Origin of the sequence: Alkalicoccobacillus plakortidis, from assembly GCF_023703085.1 — a bacterium.
Classification (GTDB): Bacteria; Bacillota; Bacilli; order Bacillales; family Bacillaceae_D; genus Alkalicoccobacillus; species Alkalicoccobacillus plakortidis.
Genome location: NZ_JAMQJY010000003.1, coordinates 72,526 through 90,478, shown reverse-complemented (window position 1 = coordinate 90,478; position 17,953 = coordinate 72,526). Strand labels below are relative to the sequence as shown.

Annotated in this window: 18 protein-coding genes and 2 pseudogenes; 17 read left to right on the top strand and 3 right to left on the bottom strand. The window is 41.6% G+C overall.

From position 1 onward, the window contains the following. Positions 1–224 precede the first annotated feature (224 nt). The 10 genes and pseudogenes from solA (at position 225) to NDM98_RS17820 (ending at position 9,899) form a co-directional block, all read left to right on the top strand. The gene (solA, locus tag NDM98_RS17865; protein ID WP_251610571.1) at positions 225–1,358 is read left to right on the top strand and encodes an N-methyl-L-tryptophan oxidase; all 1,134 of its coding nucleotides are present in this window, start codon (positions 225–227) and stop codon (positions 1,356–1,358) included. A gap of 179 nt (positions 1,359–1,537) precedes the next feature. Next, positions 1,538–2,362 (top strand): D-aminopeptidase DppA, encoded by an 825-nt coding sequence (gene dppA / locus NDM98_RS17860; protein WP_251610569.1) that lies wholly within the window; start codon positions 1,538–1,540, stop codon positions 2,360–2,362. A gap of 16 nt (positions 2,363–2,378) precedes the next feature. Beyond that, positions 2,379–3,308 carry an ABC transporter permease gene (locus tag NDM98_RS17855; protein ID WP_251610567.1) on the top strand — a complete coding sequence of 310 codons (930 nt, stop codon included), beginning with the start codon at positions 2,379–2,381 and terminating at the stop codon, positions 3,306–3,308. A gap of 4 nt (positions 3,309–3,312) precedes the next feature. Further along, positions 3,313–4,245, top strand: coding sequence for an ABC transporter permease (locus NDM98_RS17850; protein ID WP_251610565.1), 933 nt, complete (start codon positions 3,313–3,315; stop codon positions 4,243–4,245). A gap of 6 nt (positions 4,246–4,251) precedes the next feature. Further along, positions 4,252–5,280, top strand: coding sequence for an ABC transporter ATP-binding protein (locus tag NDM98_RS17845; RefSeq protein WP_251610563.1), 1,029 nt, complete (start codon positions 4,252–4,254; stop codon positions 5,278–5,280). 29 nt (positions 5,281–5,309) lie between these two features. Further along, positions 5,310–6,965, top strand: a complete 1,656-nt coding sequence (locus NDM98_RS17840) for a peptide ABC transporter substrate-binding protein (RefSeq protein ID WP_251610561.1) — start codon at positions 5,310–5,312, stop codon at positions 6,963–6,965. 61 nt (positions 6,966–7,026) lie between these two features. Then, positions 7,027–7,954: pseudogene (locus NDM98_RS17835) on the top strand (S66 peptidase family protein). A gap of 3 nt (positions 7,955–7,957) precedes the next feature. After that, positions 7,958–8,200, top strand: a complete 243-nt coding sequence (locus tag NDM98_RS17830; protein ID WP_251610559.1) for a hypothetical protein — start codon at positions 7,958–7,960, stop codon at positions 8,198–8,200. Continuing rightward, the gene (locus NDM98_RS17825; protein ID WP_251610557.1) at positions 8,172–8,861 is read left to right on the top strand and encodes a C40 family peptidase; all 690 of its coding nucleotides are present in this window, start codon (positions 8,172–8,174) and stop codon (positions 8,859–8,861) included. Before NDM98_RS17830 ends, NDM98_RS17825 begins: the two co-directional genes overlap by 29 nt. A gap of 24 nt (positions 8,862–8,885) precedes the next feature. Beyond that, complete coding sequence (locus NDM98_RS17820) at positions 8,886–9,899, top strand: ABC transporter ATP-binding protein (RefSeq protein WP_251610555.1); 1,014 nt, start codon at positions 8,886–8,888, stop codon at positions 9,897–9,899. Here the strand turns inward: NDM98_RS17820 and NDM98_RS17815 are convergent. After that, the gene (locus NDM98_RS17815; protein ID WP_251610553.1) at positions 9,890–10,528 is read right to left on the bottom strand and encodes an NUDIX hydrolase; all 639 of its coding nucleotides are present in this window, start codon (positions 10,526–10,528) and stop codon (positions 9,890–9,892) included. The two genes, NDM98_RS17820 and NDM98_RS17815, sit on opposite strands and share 10 nt — an antisense overlap. A 423-nt stretch (positions 10,529–10,951) precedes the next feature. On the opposite strand from NDM98_RS17815, the gene rsgA (NDM98_RS24270) reads away from it, so the two are divergent. From rsgA (NDM98_RS24270) to NDM98_RS17795, 6 genes are all read left to right on the top strand, one after another. Further along, the gene (gene rsgA, locus NDM98_RS24270; protein WP_307728889.1) at positions 10,952–11,524 is read left to right on the top strand and encodes a GTPase RsgA; all 573 of its coding nucleotides are present in this window, start codon (positions 10,952–10,954) and stop codon (positions 11,522–11,524) included. Then, the gene (gene rsgA, locus NDM98_RS24265) at positions 11,490–11,888 is read left to right on the top strand and encodes a GTPase RsgA (protein WP_308807766.1); all 399 of its coding nucleotides are present in this window, start codon (positions 11,490–11,492) and stop codon (positions 11,886–11,888) included. Before rsgA (NDM98_RS24270) ends, rsgA (NDM98_RS24265) begins: the two co-directional genes overlap by 35 nt. A gap of 40 nt (positions 11,889–11,928) precedes the next feature. After that, the gene (locus tag NDM98_RS24260) at positions 11,929–12,522 is read left to right on the top strand and encodes an MFS transporter (RefSeq protein WP_307728887.1); all 594 of its coding nucleotides are present in this window, start codon (positions 11,929–11,931) and stop codon (positions 12,520–12,522) included. Beyond that, complete coding sequence (locus NDM98_RS24255) at positions 12,437–13,402, top strand: MFS transporter (protein ID WP_308807780.1); 966 nt, start codon at positions 12,437–12,439, stop codon at positions 13,400–13,402. Before NDM98_RS24260 ends, NDM98_RS24255 begins: the two co-directional genes overlap by 86 nt. A gap of 24 nt (positions 13,403–13,426) precedes the next feature. Further along, the gene (locus tag NDM98_RS17800; protein ID WP_251610551.1) at positions 13,427–13,801 is read left to right on the top strand and encodes a DoxX family protein; all 375 of its coding nucleotides are present in this window, start codon (positions 13,427–13,429) and stop codon (positions 13,799–13,801) included. 191 nt (positions 13,802–13,992) lie between these two features. Then, positions 13,993–15,330 (top strand): DUF5068 domain-containing protein, encoded by a 1,338-nt coding sequence (locus tag NDM98_RS17795; RefSeq protein ID WP_251610549.1) that lies wholly within the window; start codon positions 13,993–13,995, stop codon positions 15,328–15,330. Positions 15,331–15,391: 61 nt separating this feature from the next. On the opposite strand, the pseudogene NDM98_RS17790 reads toward NDM98_RS17795, so the two are convergent. Both NDM98_RS17790 and NDM98_RS17785 read right to left on the bottom strand, forming a co-directional pair. Next, a pseudogene (locus NDM98_RS17790) lies at positions 15,392–16,397 on the bottom strand (Gfo/Idh/MocA family protein). A gap of 161 nt (positions 16,398–16,558) precedes the next feature. Further along, complete coding sequence (locus NDM98_RS17785; protein WP_251610541.1) at positions 16,559–16,909, bottom strand: winged helix-turn-helix transcriptional regulator; 351 nt, start codon at positions 16,907–16,909, stop codon at positions 16,559–16,561. Between the two features lie 120 nt (positions 16,910–17,029). Here NDM98_RS17785 and NDM98_RS17780 point away from each other — a divergent pair, with 120 nt between their 5' ends. After that, on the top strand, positions 17,030–17,878 hold the full coding sequence (locus NDM98_RS17780; RefSeq protein ID WP_251610539.1) for a VOC family protein: 849 nt from the start codon (positions 17,030–17,032) through the stop codon (positions 17,876–17,878). Positions 17,879–17,953 lie beyond the last annotated feature (75 nt).

Genomic DNA, 17,953 nt, shown 5'->3' with positions numbered 1-17,953 from the left:
GTCGCCAGTAACCAAGCCAGCACACCACAAACCAAGCCAGCACACCACAAACCAAGCCAGTCAACCAAAATAACTTCATAAAAATGGTCATTTTTATGAAGTGCATTTGAATTTTGGAGGTGGGAGCAAGAGCCCAAGCCCTCATACCAAACCCCTCCCCCCTTTCATCCTCTATTCATACAAACGCAAATCCGCTACACTACTAAAAAAGGAAGTGAACAGAGATGGAGTATGAATATGATGTGATAGTTGTTGGTGGGGGATCGATGGGGGTGGCTGCGGCTTATTATTTGGCGAAAGCGAATCAAAGAGTAGCCGTCATTGATAGGGAGACCGTTCCGAATGAAAAGGGTAGTCATCATGGTCAAACACGGATGCTGCGTTTTGGTTATAGTGAGGGGCAAAGTTATGTGCCACTTGTGAAATGTGCGTATGAACTTTGGCGAGAGTTAGAGCAGGAATCGAAGCGAACGCTTTATATTCAGTCTGGTGCGCTGTTGATGGGCAGAGAGGGTTCGAATTTTATAGATGAGGTTCTACATAGTTCAACGACTCATGATTTGCCGCATGAGGTGTTAACATCTGAGGAAATTATGACACGATGGCCAGAAATCAAGCTCACAAAAGAGTACATGGGTGTTTTGGATACGTTGGCGGGATTTTTATTGAGTGAGGAGTGTGTACGAGCTTATAAGGAGCTAGCTCAAAAGCATGGTGCTGTTTTCTTTGAAAATGAACTGGTTCTTGATGTTGATGCAAAAAATGATGAGGTATCGGTTACGTCTGCTACACACAATTTTAGAGCAAAGAAACTCATTGTGACAGCTGGTGCCTGGACTCATGAGCTGCTTCCACAAATCAATATGCCTATCGAGCCGATCCGCAAAACGTTTGCTTGGTTCAAGCCGAAGCGAGAGAATCTGTATAATGATTTGCAGTTTCCTTGTGTTGTGTTTGATACTTCATTTGGTTTGTATTATGGATTCCCAGATTATAAGGGGGCTGGATTTAAGCTTGGTCGGCATGATGGGGGGCAACTGACTACTCCTGATCAGTTGAATCGAACGTTTGGTGCGTACGAGGAGGATGAGGCAGAGTTACGACTATTACTAGATGCCTACCTTTCTCAAGCGTCAGGCGAACTCATTAGAGGTGGCGTTTGTATCTATGATCAATCTCCAGACGAAGATTTTATCGTAGATTGGCATCCTGATCACCCTCACATTATGTTTGCGGGTGGTTTCTCGGGGCACGGGTTTAAGTTTGCGAGTGTCATTGGCAAACTTTTAAGTCAGATGGCGTTAGAACAACCATTGCTTCACCCAATTGATTTGTTTAAACTGAGTCGTTTTCGCTGACGGCTCAGAAAGAGGTTGAAATCCAAATAAAGGAACAGGTATACTTATTGAAGTAAACGCTTTCAATCGAATTCTATCTGCTAGTTTATGTCATATTTCCTCACGAAAGACTTTCAAATTTGTCTGATTTCTTTGATAATGAGGAAACGTACTGGAAGTTATTTAACAGGGAGGATGCTATGAAACTCTATTTATCTATTGATATGGAAGGAATATCTGGCTTTGCTGATGAACAGTTTGTTGATTCGTCCAAGCGGCATTATAGACGAGGGCAATCACTAATGACGGAGGAAGCAAATCATGTGATAGAGGAGGCTCTGCAATTAGGCGGTAAGGAAATCATTGTGAATGATAGTCATTCAAAGATGAACAATTTATTAATTGAAGAGATACATACAGAAGCAAAACTGATTTCAGGAGATGTAAAACCATATTCAATGGTACAAGGTCTAAATGAAGAATATAGTGGTGCTTTTTTTCTTGGTTATCATGCGAGAGCCTCTCAAAAAGGAGTTATGAGCCATACGATGATCTTTGGTGTTCGCACGATGTACATTAACGATCATGAAATAGGTGAGATGGGGTTTAACGCCTATGTGGCAGGTTATTATGGTGTACCTGTTCTTATGGTCAGTGGGGATGATGAGACAGCGAAGGAGGCAGAGGCACTCATTCCAAATGTCACTACAGCTATTGTGAAGGAGCAGCAGTCAAGGTCATCAGCTATTTGTTTGACTCCTCAAAAGGCAGGAGAACTGCTTAAGCAGAAAACAAAGGAGGCTTTGCACAAACGAAATAAGGTCAAACCTCTCATTCCACCGGAAAAGCCACTGCTACGAATTGAGTTTACGAATTATGGACAGGCGGAGTGGGCCGCGTTAATGCCAGGGGCTGAAATTGAGGATGGAACAACAACGGTTCGTTTTCAAGCGAAAGATATTCTTGAAGCTTATCGAGCGATGCTTGTTATGACGGAGCTAGCGATGAGGACAGCTTTCTGCTGAAAAAGGTGGTTGAATCATGCTCAAATATATAGGAAAAAGGGTGCTTGGGATGATTGTGACGATGTGGGTCATTATCACATTAACGTTTATCCTGATGCATGCGGTACCGGGATCTCCCCTTAACACGGAGCAGACAACAAATGCTGCTGTTCAAGCAAATATGGCGGAGCATTTTGGTCTAAATGATCCACTATACATAAGATATTTTGATTATTTGAAATCGTTGGCACAGTTTGATTTTGGTCCTTCGATTAAGCAATCTCCTACGACTGTGAATGAGTTAATTTCACGCGGTTTTCCTGTTTCACTTGAACTTGGTATTGCAGCGTTGATTGTGGCGATTATTTCTGGTATCACATTGGGCATTCTCGCAGCCCTTAGGCGGAATGGAGTCATCGATTATGGCATGATGACGTTTGCGGTTATTGGCATTTCAGTTCCAAATTTTATTTTAGCAACACTCTTAATCTATCAAGTTGCTGGCCAGTGGAGGTTGCTGCCAGTTGGAACGTGGGCGAGTTGGAAGCATATGATTTTGCCAGCCTTGGCTCTCGGCACAACTCCGATGGCAATTATCGCTCGTTTAACACGTTCAAGTATGGTGGAGGTGCTGACGCAGGATTATATTCGAACGGCAAAAGCGAAGGGCATTTCTCCTTTTAAAATTGTAGTGAAGCATGCATTGCGAAATGCATTGCTGCCCGTTGTCACGATACTAGGCACACTAGTAGCTTCGATCTTAACAGGTAGCTTTGTGATTGAGAAAATTTTTGCGATACCAGGTATGGGACGTTACTTCGTAGAGAGCATTAACAGCAGAGATTATCCGGTCATTATGGGTACAACGATTTTTTATAGTGGCATATTGATGATTATGCTACTGATTGTTGATGTTCTGTACGGAATTCTTGATCCGCGAATTAAGCTCCACAAGAAGGAGGAGTGAGCTGATGCAGCGTACTGAACAATCAATTCCTGATGAGTTATTTCAAAAAAGAAAGCAAGATAGCACAAAAGCAGAACGAGTGGTTCGTCCATCGGTCAGCTATTGGCAAGCCGCATGGATGAGCTTAAGAAAAAATAAGTTGGCGATGACCGGACTCATTGTCATGATTTTATTAATTGTAATGGCAATTATCGGACCGATGATCAGTCCTCATAGTGTCACGACTCAGCTCCGTACCAATGCCAATCAACCACCATCGATGGATCACTGGTTTGGAACCGATAGTCTGGGGCGCGATATGTTTGCACGAACCTGGTACGGTGCGAGAATTAGTTTGTTTGTAGGATTTATGGCTGCGTTAATTGACTGTGTCATTGGCATTATCTACGGAGGAATCTCGGGATATAAGGGAGGTCGCACTGATAATGCCATGATGAGAGTGGTAGAAGTGCTGTATGGACTTCCGTATCTATTAGTTGTCATCCTGTTAATGGTTGTGATGGGACCAGGTTTGTTCACGATTATAGTCGCGTTAACAGTAACGGGTTGGGTAGGTATGGCACGTATTGTCCGCGGACAAGTTCTTCAAATAAAGACCAATGAGTATGTCCTAGCATCAAGAACGTTGGGAGGCAAGGCAAGTCATATTATCCGAAAAGCATTACTTCCAAATGCCGTTGGAGCCATTATTGTACAAATGACATTAACGGTACCAACCGCTATTTTTGCCGAGGCTTTTCTTAGCTTCCTTGGATTAGGTGTGCAAGCTCCATTTGCCAGTTGGGGAGTGATGGCTGAGGACGCACTTGGAACCTTAACATCTGGCACGTGGTGGAGGTTGTTTTTCCCGGCTTTCTTCATATCCATTACGATGTTTGCGTTTAATGTGCTTGGAGATGGGCTCCAGGATGCGCTAGATCCTAAGTTAAGGAGGTAAGATTCAATGAGCGAAAAATTGCTAGATGTGAGAAATCTACATGTTTCATTTGATACATATGGGGGACGTGTACATGCTGTTCGAGGTGTGAATCTATCGATCGAAAAAGGAGAGACTCTGGCTATTGTTGGGGAGAGTGGCTGCGGTAAAAGTGTGACAGCTCAAAGCATCATGCGATTAATCGCGGAACCTCCCGGCAAGATCCTAAGTGGAGAGATTCTTTTTAAAGGTGAAAATATGCTCTCGTATTCTCAGAAAAAGATGCGCTCAATACGTGGGAGGGAGATCTCGATGATTTTTCAGGATCCAATGACGTCATTGAATCCAACTTTAACGATTGGTGATCAATTAACGGAAGGGCTAATTAGACATCAGAAGCTGTCTCAAAAGGAAGCGGGAAAAAGAGCACTGTCTATGCTTGATTTAGTTGGGATTTCAAATGCAAAAGAACGACTAAAACAGTTTCCTCACCAATTCAGTGGAGGAATGAGGCAGAGGATTATGATTGCGATGGCCTTAATGTGCGATCCGGAGATTTTGATTGCTGATGAACCAACAACCGCCCTTGATGTCACGATTCAAGCTCAGATTCTCGATTTGTTTAAAGATATTCAAAAGAAAATGGGTGTAGCGATTATTATGATCACCCATGACTTAGGAGTGGTGGCTCAGCTTGCTGATCGTATTCAAGTGATGTACGCGGGTAAGGTGGTGGAAGAAGGCAATCGCAGAGATTTATTTTATCAGGCGCAGCATCCTTATACGCGAGGTTTGTTGCATTCTGTTCCTCGAATGGATGCGGATCGCCATGTTCCGTTAGTTCCGATTGCGGGCACACCACCAGATCTATTTTCCCCACCAACTGGTTGTGCGTTTGCTGATCGGTGTGAATATGCAATGGATGTTTGTACGGAATATGATCCTGCTCGAGTTGAAGCTAACACGCAGCACTATGTAGCTTGCTGGTTACAGGATGCTCGCGCAAGACAAGCGTTTGGTGATGAGGAACTACCGATGCTTCGAAAATCGGTCTAAATAAACCATCTTTTAAAGGAGGCAGTGTTATGAAAAAATCGTTACTAATGTTGATCGTCATGTTTGGACTTATGGTGATGCTTGCAGCCTGTACAACAACAGGTGGTACTGATTCAGACAGTGGGACAGACGACGGAGAAACCACAGATGAAGGAACGGCCGAGGGTGGTGGCTCTAGTGACAATATCCTGCGCTTGAATAATGAGAACGAACCGACGTCACTCGATTCAACGAAGGCATTTGACAATGTTTCATATAACATCTTGAATAACTTGATGGAAGGCTTGACGAGATTAGGTGATACACATGAGCCAGAAGAGGCAACTGCAGAGAGCTTGGAAGTGTCTGATGACGGACTTACCTACACATTTACCATTCGTGAAGATGCAAACTGGTCCAATGGTGAACCGGTAACCGCAAATGATTTTGAATTTGCCTGGAAGCGATTAGCGGATCCTGAAACGGCAGCAGACGCAGCCTTTTTAACGGACTTAATCGAAGGAGCTAGCGCATATAATAGTGGAGAAGGTTCCGCTGATGATATGGCTGTTTCAGCAGTAGATGATAAGACACTTGAAGTCACTCTAAACAGCCCACAGGCATATTTCCTAAGTATCATTTCCAATCCTGCCTTTTTCCCAGTGCATCAGGCAACCGTTGAAGAGGATGATAGCTTGGCAGCCGAAGCGGATACATTTGTCGGAAATGGTCCGTTTGCCTTGACGGGTTGGAACCATAATTCAAATTTAACAATGGATAAAAATGAAGAGTATTGGGATGTTGATTCAGTCCAATTAGATGGTGTTGTTTGGGAAATGGTAAGTGACCGCAACACAGAATATCAAATGTTCGAAACGGGTGATCTCCACACCTCATCTATTCCTACTGAACTTGCAGAGCAGTTGATTGCGGATGGAGATGTTCATTTTGAGGATCAGTCTGGTACGTATTTCTATCGTTTTAATGTAGAGATGGAACCGTTCCAAAATGAAAAGATTCGTAAAGCCTTCTCAATGGCTGTAGATCAACAGGAAATTGTGGATTACGTGACAAAACGAAACGAAAATGCAGCGCATGGATTTGTGGCTAATGGGTTCCCTGAACCATCAGGAGAAGATTTCCGAGATGTTGGTGGAGACCTGCTAAGCTTTGATCCAGAAGAAGCCAATTCATTACTTGAAGAAGGTATGGAGGAAGAAGGATATTCAGAGCTTCCTGATATCACATTGTCTTATAACACAAGTGATGAGCATAAGTTAATTGCAGAGGTTCTTCAAGATATGTTCAAAACGAATCTTGATGTAGATGTTACCCTTGCTAACACCGAATGGAATGTGTTTCTTGAAGCTCAACAGAATTTAGAAATGCAGTTCTCTCGTTCGTCCTTTATTGCGGACTTTGCCGATCCAATTAACTATTTGGAGAGCTTTGTTACAGGTAGCTCTATGAATCGAACAGGGTGGAGCAATGATGAGTATGATGATCTTATTGCCGCTGCAAAATCAGAAGCTGACGAGCAAACACGCTTTGAAATGATGCATCAGGCTGAAGAGATCTTAATGAAAGAAGCACCTATTTTCCCGATCTACTTTTATAATCAGCCTTTATTACAAGCTGATGAAGTCAGTGGGATCATCCGTCATCCAGTTGGTTACATTGAATTAAAATGGGCGAGTATCCAATAGGTTAAACAGGAGGGTCTGGGAAACTGGACCCTTTTGACTATCTAACCGGGAGGAAGAGAAGATGAAACAAGCTCCACTAAAGCAAGGCGATACGATTGGAATCATTGCTCCTTCAAGTCCACCAGATCCAATTCGGTTACAGCAAGGTATCAGCCATTATAAAAAATACGGATTGAATATTAAGGTCGGAGACTCTGTATCAAATGAATATGGATATTTGGCTGGTACAGATTTAGCACGAGCTCAGGACCTCCTACATATGTTTCAAGATGAAGAAATAAAAGGTGTTTTTTGTGCATATGGAGGGTATGGTTCAGCAAGAGTTGTTGAACATCTTGATTTTGAGATTATACGAAAAAACCCGAAGATTTTCTGGGGATATAGTGATGCAACGTTTTTACATCAAACCATTTATCAGCAAACGGGACTTGTCACATTTCATGGTCCAATGATGAGTAGTGATTTGGGTGGGGACATTCATCCTTTTACAGAACGATTTCTACATCAAGTCTTTAAACCGATGACGATCACCTATGATGAGAGTGTTTCAACACTTCAGGTTATAGGTCAAGTACAGGATGAGGTGACAGCACCTATTATTGGAGGCAACCTTACCCTGTTAACCAGTACACTCGGCACAGATTTTGAAATAGATACAACGGATAAAATTTTGTTTATTGAAGATGTAGGTGAGGAGCCCTACCGCTTGGATCGCATGTTAAACCAACTAAGAATGGCTTGGAAAACTACAAGAAGCTAAGGCGATTCTTGTTGGAGATTTTCATCAGTGTACACCAGTAAAAAGGCAGAATTCGCTCTCCATTACCGACGTGTTAACTCACCACATTACATTAGCAGATACACCTGCCATAACAGGTCTTCAAATAGGACATTGTACTCCAACCGTTTCCATTCCACTAGGAGTAAATGGAACGATAAGCTTTAATCAAAAGAGGATCGTAATAGAACCTGGAGTAAAAGGAGGTTAAAAAATGGAACGATGTGCTGTACGTACGGCGGTAGCAACCATTTGGACGAATCCAAACTCTATTCGGGAGATCGATCAACCAACGCTGAGATACCCAGTTGAGATACGTGACTGGCTAAAAAATCTAACCTATGATCAACGACTAGATTTGTGCACATCAAATCGGGCCCAGACACAAGTCCTATTTGGTCAAGAGGTCGTAAAAAAGAGTGAAAGGGATGGCTTGGGCAGAAGTGCGTGTCATTGATCAGCCTACTATAAAATCAGAGCTTGGATATCCCGGATGGATACCCGTCAAGCAGCTTGAGGCAGTCCCGCAAATGTATGAAACTGCACCACTTGCCTTTGTTGTGTCACAGACAGCCTGGCTCTATCATATGGATCATGAGAAATGTATGGAAATTAGTTTTCAAACACGCCTTCCGATTATTGATTCAGATGCTACATGGGTAGTCGTTCAGACTCCGATTGGTAAAGGTAGGCTGAAAAATGAGGATATTCGTGTGGTCTACCCGAATGAATGTATTTCACCAGAGTCAGGTGAAGAGCTTGTTCAAATGGGCAGACAATTTCTTACATTGCCTTATCTTTGGGCAGGCATGAGTGGCTTTGGCTTCGATTGTTCTGGTTTTGTTTATCAATTGCATCGAGCATTTGGGCTGACCATACCTAGAGATGCATCGGAGCAAGCACTGCAAGGAGTAGAGGTTCAACCAGAGGATTTACAACCAGGTGATTTACTTTATTTTGCCTATGAAGAAGGAGCAGGCCGTGTCCATCATGTTGCGATGTATGCAGGTAATGGGAGTATGATTCATGCACCAAAAACCGGAAAAAGTGTTGAAGAGGTTGAGATTACTGGAACATATAAAAAAGAACATTGCCTCTCAAGAAGGTACTGGACTTAATTTAGAGTAGGAGTGTGAGTTGAGGTGTCTGAGAGGAAAACAGAAGATTTGCTTGTTGTATCTCATTTAAAGAAACACTTTTCTGTTGGCAAAGGTCAGACATTAAAAGCAGTGAACGACGTTTCCTTCTCAATTAAAAAAGGAGAGACCTTTGGATTAGTTGGAGAATCAGGATGCGGGAAGTCTACCTTAGGAAGAACGCTGATCCGTCTATATCAGAAAACAGCAGGTGAAGTCACGTTTAATGGTCTGAACGTTTTTGAAGCAACGGAGAATGAAAAGAAGCAACTAACCCGTCAAATGCAGATGATCTTTCAGGATCCATATGCCTCATTAAACCCGCGTGCGACAGTACTGGACAGTATTGCAGAGGGGATGGATATACAGGGCTTAAATAAAGGAAAAAAAAGAAAAGAGCGAGTGCATGAGCTATTGCGCACGGTTGGTCTAAATGAAGAGCATGCCGGGCGTTACCCACATGAATTTAGTGGTGGGCAAAGACAGCGAATAGGCATTGCCCGCGCACTAGCACTTGAGCCTGAGTTCATCATCGCTGATGAACCAATATCTGCCCTAGATGTTTCTATCCAAGCACAGGTGGTCAATTTATTAAAAAAGCTACAAAAAGAAAGAGGACTAACTTATTTATTCATAGCGCATGATTTATCGATGGTCAAACACATCAGTGATCGAATTGCTGTTATGTACCTCGGACAAATTGTTGAACTAACAGATAGTGACTCACTATATGCGGATCCGCTTCATCCATATACACAGGCGTTACTTTCTGCTATTCCGATCCCTGATCCTGACGTAGAGGATAGTCGAGAACGGATTATTCTAAAAGGAGAGCTGCCGAGTCCCATTGATCCTCCTAGTGGCTGTGTGTTCCGTACGCGCTGTGCCTATGCCATGGATGTTTGCGCTGAATCAATACCATCGCTAAAAGAGTGGAAGCAGGGTCATTTCGCAGCGTGTCATTTGTTAGAAGAATCGGGAGCGGCAAAAGAAACTGCGGCTGGTTCACTTCACTCTTGAGAAGTGGCAATATATAGATCTACTGCTTTGATTAACGTTTGAAAGTATGAATCACTATGTGGGACGAGATTATTTTTAGTTAATGGCTGAGTTGAGAATTGAATCGTTTGATCTGTTTTGATTAAAAATCCATCTGTAACGACTGAGTATTCTGGGTCGTTAAGCACTTTCTTAAAGGTGGACCAGGGCACGCGAAACATGCCACCAACTTCTTCTGTTTGTACCTGATACTCATCCATTCTTTTTGGGAGCTCACTGTAGAGAAAAACGTGGCAAAACTCGTTATCTATCATAGTCGCAGTTGTAATCGTATCTGATAGAGTGCCTACGCTTATTAACTCATCAAAGGTTGCTTTTATACCAATCTCTTCATGTAACTCTCGGACACCATCTTTTTTTGATTCATGACTAAGTAAGTGACCAGCTGCAGAAATATCAAATTTTGACGGAAAGTCTTTTTTATCCGGACTTCTAAATTGTAAATCTACATAGTATGTATTGTTTATCGAACCAATCATCCAGCAATGGAATGTTTCATGCCAAAAACCATGCTCGTGCACAATAGATCTAGGTTTAACCCCAATTGTTTCACCTTGCTTGTTAAATATACGTAATTCTTCGGTCTCCATACCCTGAGACCTCCTTTCATTATTAAATTAGCATAAATTTAATTGTTCTGCTTGTCGAGTACGTAAAAATACAGTATGATATTAAAAACAACTGAGGAGGGGATGCTTTATGACAAACTTAATGGTAATTAACGGTAACTTCATAAAGCAGCCCATGTAAGCTTCAGGACAAATCGGACCTTTTTATAAAGATGATTTTTCATGTATGCGATGGGCTGCAACTTGTCCGTAGCTACACGTAAAACGAAGACTGCGGTTAACCGCGGTCTTTTTTTGATTAATCAAAAATAAAAGGGGACGATTAAACTGAATATTCATCAATTTGGTTGGACAAACGAAAGACAACAGGAATGGGATCAACTTCAACTATCAGAATGCTTACCTGGAAGAGTTGTTCTAGAACATAAACGGATGTACCGAGTCATGACAAGTGACGGTGAGTTGCTCAGTGAGGTCTCGGGGAAATTTGCGTTTGAAGCGTTAGAACGGGCTGATTATCCTGCAGTTGGCGATTGGGTAGCCGTATCAGCAAGAGTCGATGAAGGGAAAGCCATTATTCATAAAGTACTTAGTAGAACGAGCCAGTTTAGTCGGAAGGCAGCAGGCTTAACTTACGAAGAGCAATTGGTCGCTGTAAATGTAGATACACTTATGATTGTTACGGCCTTAACTAAAGACTTTAACCCACGAAGAATCGAACGATATGTGTTATTAGCCTATGAGAGTGGAGCAAGCCCAGTTGTACTGTTAAGTAAAAAAGATCTATGTCATGATCTTGATTCCTATATCCAGGAAGTTGCTGCGGCTTGTCCTGGGGTCGCGATACATGCATTAAGCTCTATTACCGGGGATGGTATGGAACAGCTAACAGATTATTTAATTGAAGGAAAAACGATTGCGCTATTAGGTTCATCTGGTGCAGGGAAATCCAGGCATAACCAATGCATTAATGAGCGAGCAAGTGCAAAAGGTAAACGAAACAAGAGCGACAGATGATCGTGGCAAGCACACAACCACACATCGAGAACTTTTTTTAATGCCCAATGGAGCAGCCATTATTGATACACCTGGAATGCGTGAGATTCAGTTGCTTGGAGCAGACGATGGGATTGAACAAAGCTATGAAGATATCTACAAACTAGCTGAACATTGTAAGTTTAATGATTGTTCCCATAAACAAGAGCCAGGGTGCAGTGTTCAAGAAGCCATTGAGACAGGTGAATTAAGTGAATCACGCTTTCGTGGTTATCTAAAGCTTTTACGGGAGCAGGCTTTTGCTCAAAGGCAAGTAGACAAAAGAGCGATGTTACAAGAAAAGAAACGATGGAAGAAGGTAACGAAAAGCAGTCGAAAAAGGTGAAGCACCTTTCGTTACTAAGAAATAGGAGTGAGAGAAAGAGATGGATGTAACATCAAATACAGATACACAAAAAACAAAAGAAGCAGCAAACGTGAAAGTAATCCCACTTATAGCCGTTCTACTTTCAGGTGCATTTGTGGCCATTTTAAATGAAACGGTTCTAAACGTAGCCTTGCAGGCTATTATGGCAGACCTCAATGTAGCAGCAAGTCATGCCCAATGGCTTGTAACAGGTTATATGCTTATTATAGGAACGCTAATCCCTATATCTGCATTTTTTATTCAACGATTTTCAACAAGGCAGCTGTTTATCACTGCAATGGGGCTATTTACGTTCGGAACACTTGTAGCCGGTTTTAGTCCCACTTTTTCTGTTCTACTTATTGGACGAATGATTCAAGCAGTTGGAACAGCGATTATGATTCCTCTGTTAATGAACGTGATTTTGGTTATCATACCAATTGAACGTAGAGGGGCAGCAATGGGTATGATTGGCTTGGTGATTATGTTTGCACCAAGCTATCGGTCCAACTGTATCTGGTCTAATCGTGCAAAACTTAACGTGGAGATGGTTGTTCTTTCTTGTGTTCCCTATTTCGACGTTGTCATTAGTGTGTGGCCTTTATTTCCTTAAAAATGTAACCAAACTCACAAAACCGAAGCTTGATATCTTATCATTTATTTTATCTACACTTGGTTTTGGTGGGATCGTACTTGGGTTTAGTATGGCAGGTGAAGGTGAAGCAACGTGGATGGACATTGAAGTCATGGGTTCACTTATCATTGGTTTTGTTTCATTGATTTTATTTGCATGGAGACAATTAAAAATGGAAACACCGCAACTTGATGTTCGTGTGTTCCGTTATCCAATGTTTACTCTAGGTCTCGTCATGATTATTACAGTCATGATGACACTCTTTGCAATGATGCTAGTGCTACCGATCTATATGCAATCGGTTCTAGCCTTTACCGCTGTTACCACAGGTTTAGTGATGTTACCTGGAGGAATTATAAACGGAGCCATGTCACCTATTATGGGTAAGTTTTTCGATAAATATGGTCCGCGAGCTCTCTTGATTCCAGGAGCAATTCTAATGGTGGGAAGTGTGTTCTCCTATCGATTTATCGATGCTGGAACACCTATCACTTTTGTTATTATTCAGCATACGGTCTTGATGATTTCCGTTGCGATGGTGATGATGCCGTCGCAAACCAATGGCTTAAACCAACTGCCGGCACCTTTATACCCACATGGGGCCGCCATTGCAAATACCCTGATGCAAGTATCGGGAGCAATTGGAGCCGCACTGTTTATTTCCATTATGGAGAATGGACAGCATCGTGCACTTGAAGGAATACAAAATCCAACACCAGCTCAGGAGTTAGACGCCCTTGCAGTTGGAGCTCAGCAAAGCTTTTCGACTGGTTTTTTCCTAGCTTGCATTGTGCTAGTTGTCTCTTTATTTATCAAATCAAGTTTGAAACATGGTCAAAAAGAGGAATCCTTTCAATAACTACAAGTTGAGAGGAGTAACAAAGTGTTTAAACAAATAGCACGATACGCGTTTGTTTTATTATTTATCATTGCGGGTATTGGCCACTTTACGATGGCTGATGGTTTTGCACAAATGTTCCCTGAGTGGGTTCCTTTTAAATATCCAATCGTCTATATTACAGGGATAATTGAATGGATTCTGGCTATTTTACTTCTCATTAAGAAAACACGTCGTTTGGCAGGAGTATGGACAGCGATCTATTTGGTTCTCATCTTCCCTGCGAATATTTACATGGCAATCGCAGAAATTCCAGCCCCATGGGACGATCAGACGGATCCGGTTATTTTGTGGGTACGATTATTGTTCCAACCTTTATTAATCTGGTGGGTATTAGCTATATCTAAAGATAAGAAATAAGCAAGGAAGAGTACAATTCAATATTGTGCTCTTTTTTTGTTTTTATTGGTTTTATTATCAAGAAAAAGGGAAATGACATATTGGAATCCAAAGTTTGTCATAGAAGTCAGATTAAAGAGAGGACTTGTCATCATTATTTCTGTTATACGCGTTAGTATCATAAACTACTATTCAAAAAGGATCGTGACAAAATGAAAAAAGTAAAGGTTATGGCATCTCTTGTGGCAGTATCAGCTCTAGTGTTAACAGCTTGTGGAAGTAACGAAGAAGCAACAGGTAATGAGCCGGAGGAGCAAGAAGAGCAACCTGTAGCAGAAGAAACAAACGAAGATGAAAAACAACAAGAAGAAGAACAGATTGATGATGAGGTTGAGGTTGAAGTAGAAGAAGAAAATGATGATGATCAAGATAAGGATACAGAGGAAAATTCTTCTGATGTGTCAACGGAATCAATGTCTGGTGATGATGTATGGAATCCTCAAATTGCTGAAGACACTGAAGGAGACGTTGAGGTCGTTTACACAGCAGAAAATCTCGGTTATGAAACGGATTTGGATGGATATCATGTTAAGGTTGATGGTTATCAAATTACACGAGTGACGGATATGCATAAAAGAGAGGAGATCTCATTTGATGGTTCGACCGATGGGTATATCATAACTGTCGATGCAACATACGAAAACCAACGAGATGAGGGTGTTTTTACAAACAGTGTTATTCATCTGCAAATGAAGGACCAATTTGATTATGCGCCATCAGATAGCAGCAGTTATATAGCAGATGATAAGAAGATGCATTCTAAAGATCCAGATAATTTTTTATATTTTGAGCCAGATGAGAGTGTAACTGGATTTGTAATCCTGAGATTAACAGATGATGAATACGAACAATTAGATTCCATTAATCCAAAGTTAATAGTCGGCGGGGCTGCTGGTCCAAACGAAGACTTTTCAGATAGCTACCGTGAAGAAGTTGCCTATGACTTTATTCTTAGTGATGAGCAGGGTGAACAAAGTGAGTCTAGTTCTTCCTTTTATCAAGATAAGCTTGTAACAAATAATATGGCAGACAAAGAAATGATTTATGAAGAAGAAGGCATTGGTCAATCAGAAACAATAGATGATGTGACAGTAACTTTAGAAGGTGTTCAATATACCGAAATTACTCCGACTGAGTCTTATGAACAATCGTTCGATGATTTTGGTGATAAAGGTATTGTTGCTTTAACGGCTAAACTGACTATAGACAATCAATCGGATGAAGATATCCCCTTATTAAGCACGGGGATCTTTCTAGATACGGATGATGGAAGAAGCAGATACATGGATCAAGGAATGCTATCACCTGATCACCCAAAAGACATTTCAGCAGGAGAGACAGACGAGGTTTATCATGTCTTTTTATTTCGAAAAGATGAGTTTGGCCTTTACGAAACATTTAGCTTAGAGTACGGACCGTTTCGTGGTGAGGATGGTAAAGATTTATTTAAGGGTCATCAAGCCGTTTTTGATGTTCCTGCACCTGAATAACTTGTTTCAGAAGTGAAAAAGACGGGATGGAGACTCAGTCCATTCCGTCTTTTTATTGTTATTATTCAAATGGATATTTTAAGCCCCACTCGTCTCGTACTTTGTCTAGCAAACGAATAATATCTAAAGACTCCTCAAGTGTGATGACGGAGCTTTCTTTTTTGCCTTCAAGCAATGCCCGGCCGACTTCTTCCGCTTCAAATTTATATCCGGAGATCCCATGATCGCCACGAGAATCCTTAAAAGTGACTGGCTCTTCTCCATTAATATGAAGGGTTGCTTGATCAGCAAAGAGGAATTGAGGGATATGAATGTATCCCTTTGTTCCATGAATATAGGCATCATTAGGTAGGTGTAGTCTTACTCCACCATGAAGGGAAGCCGTTTTTCCTTGACCGTAATCAAGTAGGATGGAGAAATGTTCATCCACACCTGTTTCACCAATATGAGCAGTTGTCCAAACGCGTTCTGGTTTAGGACCAAATACCATGGAAGCAAAGGAGACAGGGTAGATACCTGCGTCAAGTAAAGCTCCTCCTCCAAGAGCAGGATTTAGGAGACGTCCTTCTGGATCCCAAGCCAATATGGAAACCGAATTCTGCTTTGACGACCTTAACCTCTCCAATTTTTCCTTCATCTAGCCACTCACGTACCTTAACGAGTGCCGGTAAAAAGCGGGACCACATAGCTTCCATTAAAAATAGATTCTTATCACGAGCAGTAGCCACTAACTCTTCAAGTTCTCCTGCATTAACAGTCATTGGCTTCTCACATAAAACAGCCTTACCAGCATGAAGAGCTGTCAGTACATTTTCCTTATGAAATGGATGAGGTGTTGCGACATAGATCGCATCGACCTCAGGGTCTCCTACTAATTCATCGTAGCTTCCGTACGCGTGTGGAATAGAGTACTTGTCCGCAAACTTGGTTGCATTCTCGATCGTACGCGAGCCAGCTGCATATAGTTCACCATTCTCTGCATGAGTTAAATCAGCTGCAAATTTCTCAGCGATTCCACCGGTTCCAAGTATTCCCCACTTGATTTTTCCTGTTGGTGTCTTTGCCAATTCATACGCCTCCTTAAGTTGTCCATATAAGTTTATTGTAAACGCTTCATTCCTTTTTAGTTTATCAGATCTTCTCTTACTATAGGTAGTTTTAACACATATAATCGCAACAAAAAAAGACTGCTTCTTTTGTTAGTTTCAAAAAGACAGTCTTTTTTCTGTTAAGCATTATTTGGTTTTAGCGCTTCCTCAGCTTCTAATTCTTTTAAGTGTTGTGCGTGCTTGCTACCCCACTCATGCATGGCGCCTAAAAGCGGCTGAAGACTGTTACCATATTCAGTCATTGAATACTCAACCTTAGGAGGGATTTGAGCATACACTCTTCGGATAACAATGTCATGGTGTTCGAGTTCACGAAGTTGAGCAGTTAGCATTTTTTGAGTAATTCCAGGAATGGCACGTTTTAATTCATTAAAACGCATCACTTCATTATTGGTTAGCTCAAACAAAATTCTGTGCTTCCATTTTCCCATTAAGATCTCAAGTGCAGTATCTACTTTGCACGTTTCCATTGCATAACCTCCTTTAGTTTCCTTAATGACACTATACTACTTTTAAGTGCCTACTTCTATAATAAAGTTTTTTGAAGCATACTAAACGTATCGGAAAAAGGAAATAGAAGGGAGCATATCATGACGATTCATTCGGATACAAAGCTAGGCCATGTAAGGCTAAGAATAGCAAACCTAGAGAAATCGATTCACTTTTATAAAGAAATAATTGGTTTTCCTGTTGTTCAACAACATGGGTCCGAGGCACATCTAAGTGTAGAGGAGGGTGAGCCACTTATCATTCTTGAAGAAATTCCAAATGCTAAAAGATTGCCAGAACGATCGGCTGCAGGGCTGTATCATGTAGCGATCTTACTTCCAGATCGAGCTTCTCTTGCTAGTATTCTTTATCACTTTGCAGATAAACAAGTGCGGATAGGTCAAGCAGACCATTTAGTAAGTGAGGCATTGTATTTATCGGATCCTGACGGAAATGGACTTGAAATCTATCGAGATAGAGATCGATCTGATTGGAATGTGGATTCGAGTGGTGATTATGTTATGGCATCTGATCCAATTAATATTGAGAACTTACTTACAGAGGCCGATGAGCATTCTTGGTCTGGTCTGCCTAAGGGAACGATTATAGGGCACGTCCATATGCACGTAGCGGACTTAGAGGAAACGGAAGCCTTTTATAGAGACGTAATTGGCTTTGAAACTGTAGGAAATTATCGCGCTATGCAGGCGAAGTTTATGGCAGCAGGGCGCTATCATCACCATTTAGGCTTTAACATTTGGGCTGGCAAGGATGTTCCGCCAACTCCAGCTACTGCGGTTGGAATGACTTATTATACGATTAAGCTTGTGAATGAACAGGAACAAAATGACTTAATAGAACGTCTAAAACAAGCAAACCATAACTACAGACAAGAAGGTAATACTCTTTGGGTCATAGATCCAGCAGGCATGACGATCCGTTTTGTGTAAAGCAAAGGTTTCATAAAAGAAACTAAACCACTTAGAAGTGCGTACTTCTTTTAAGGGATACATGGAGTTACAATA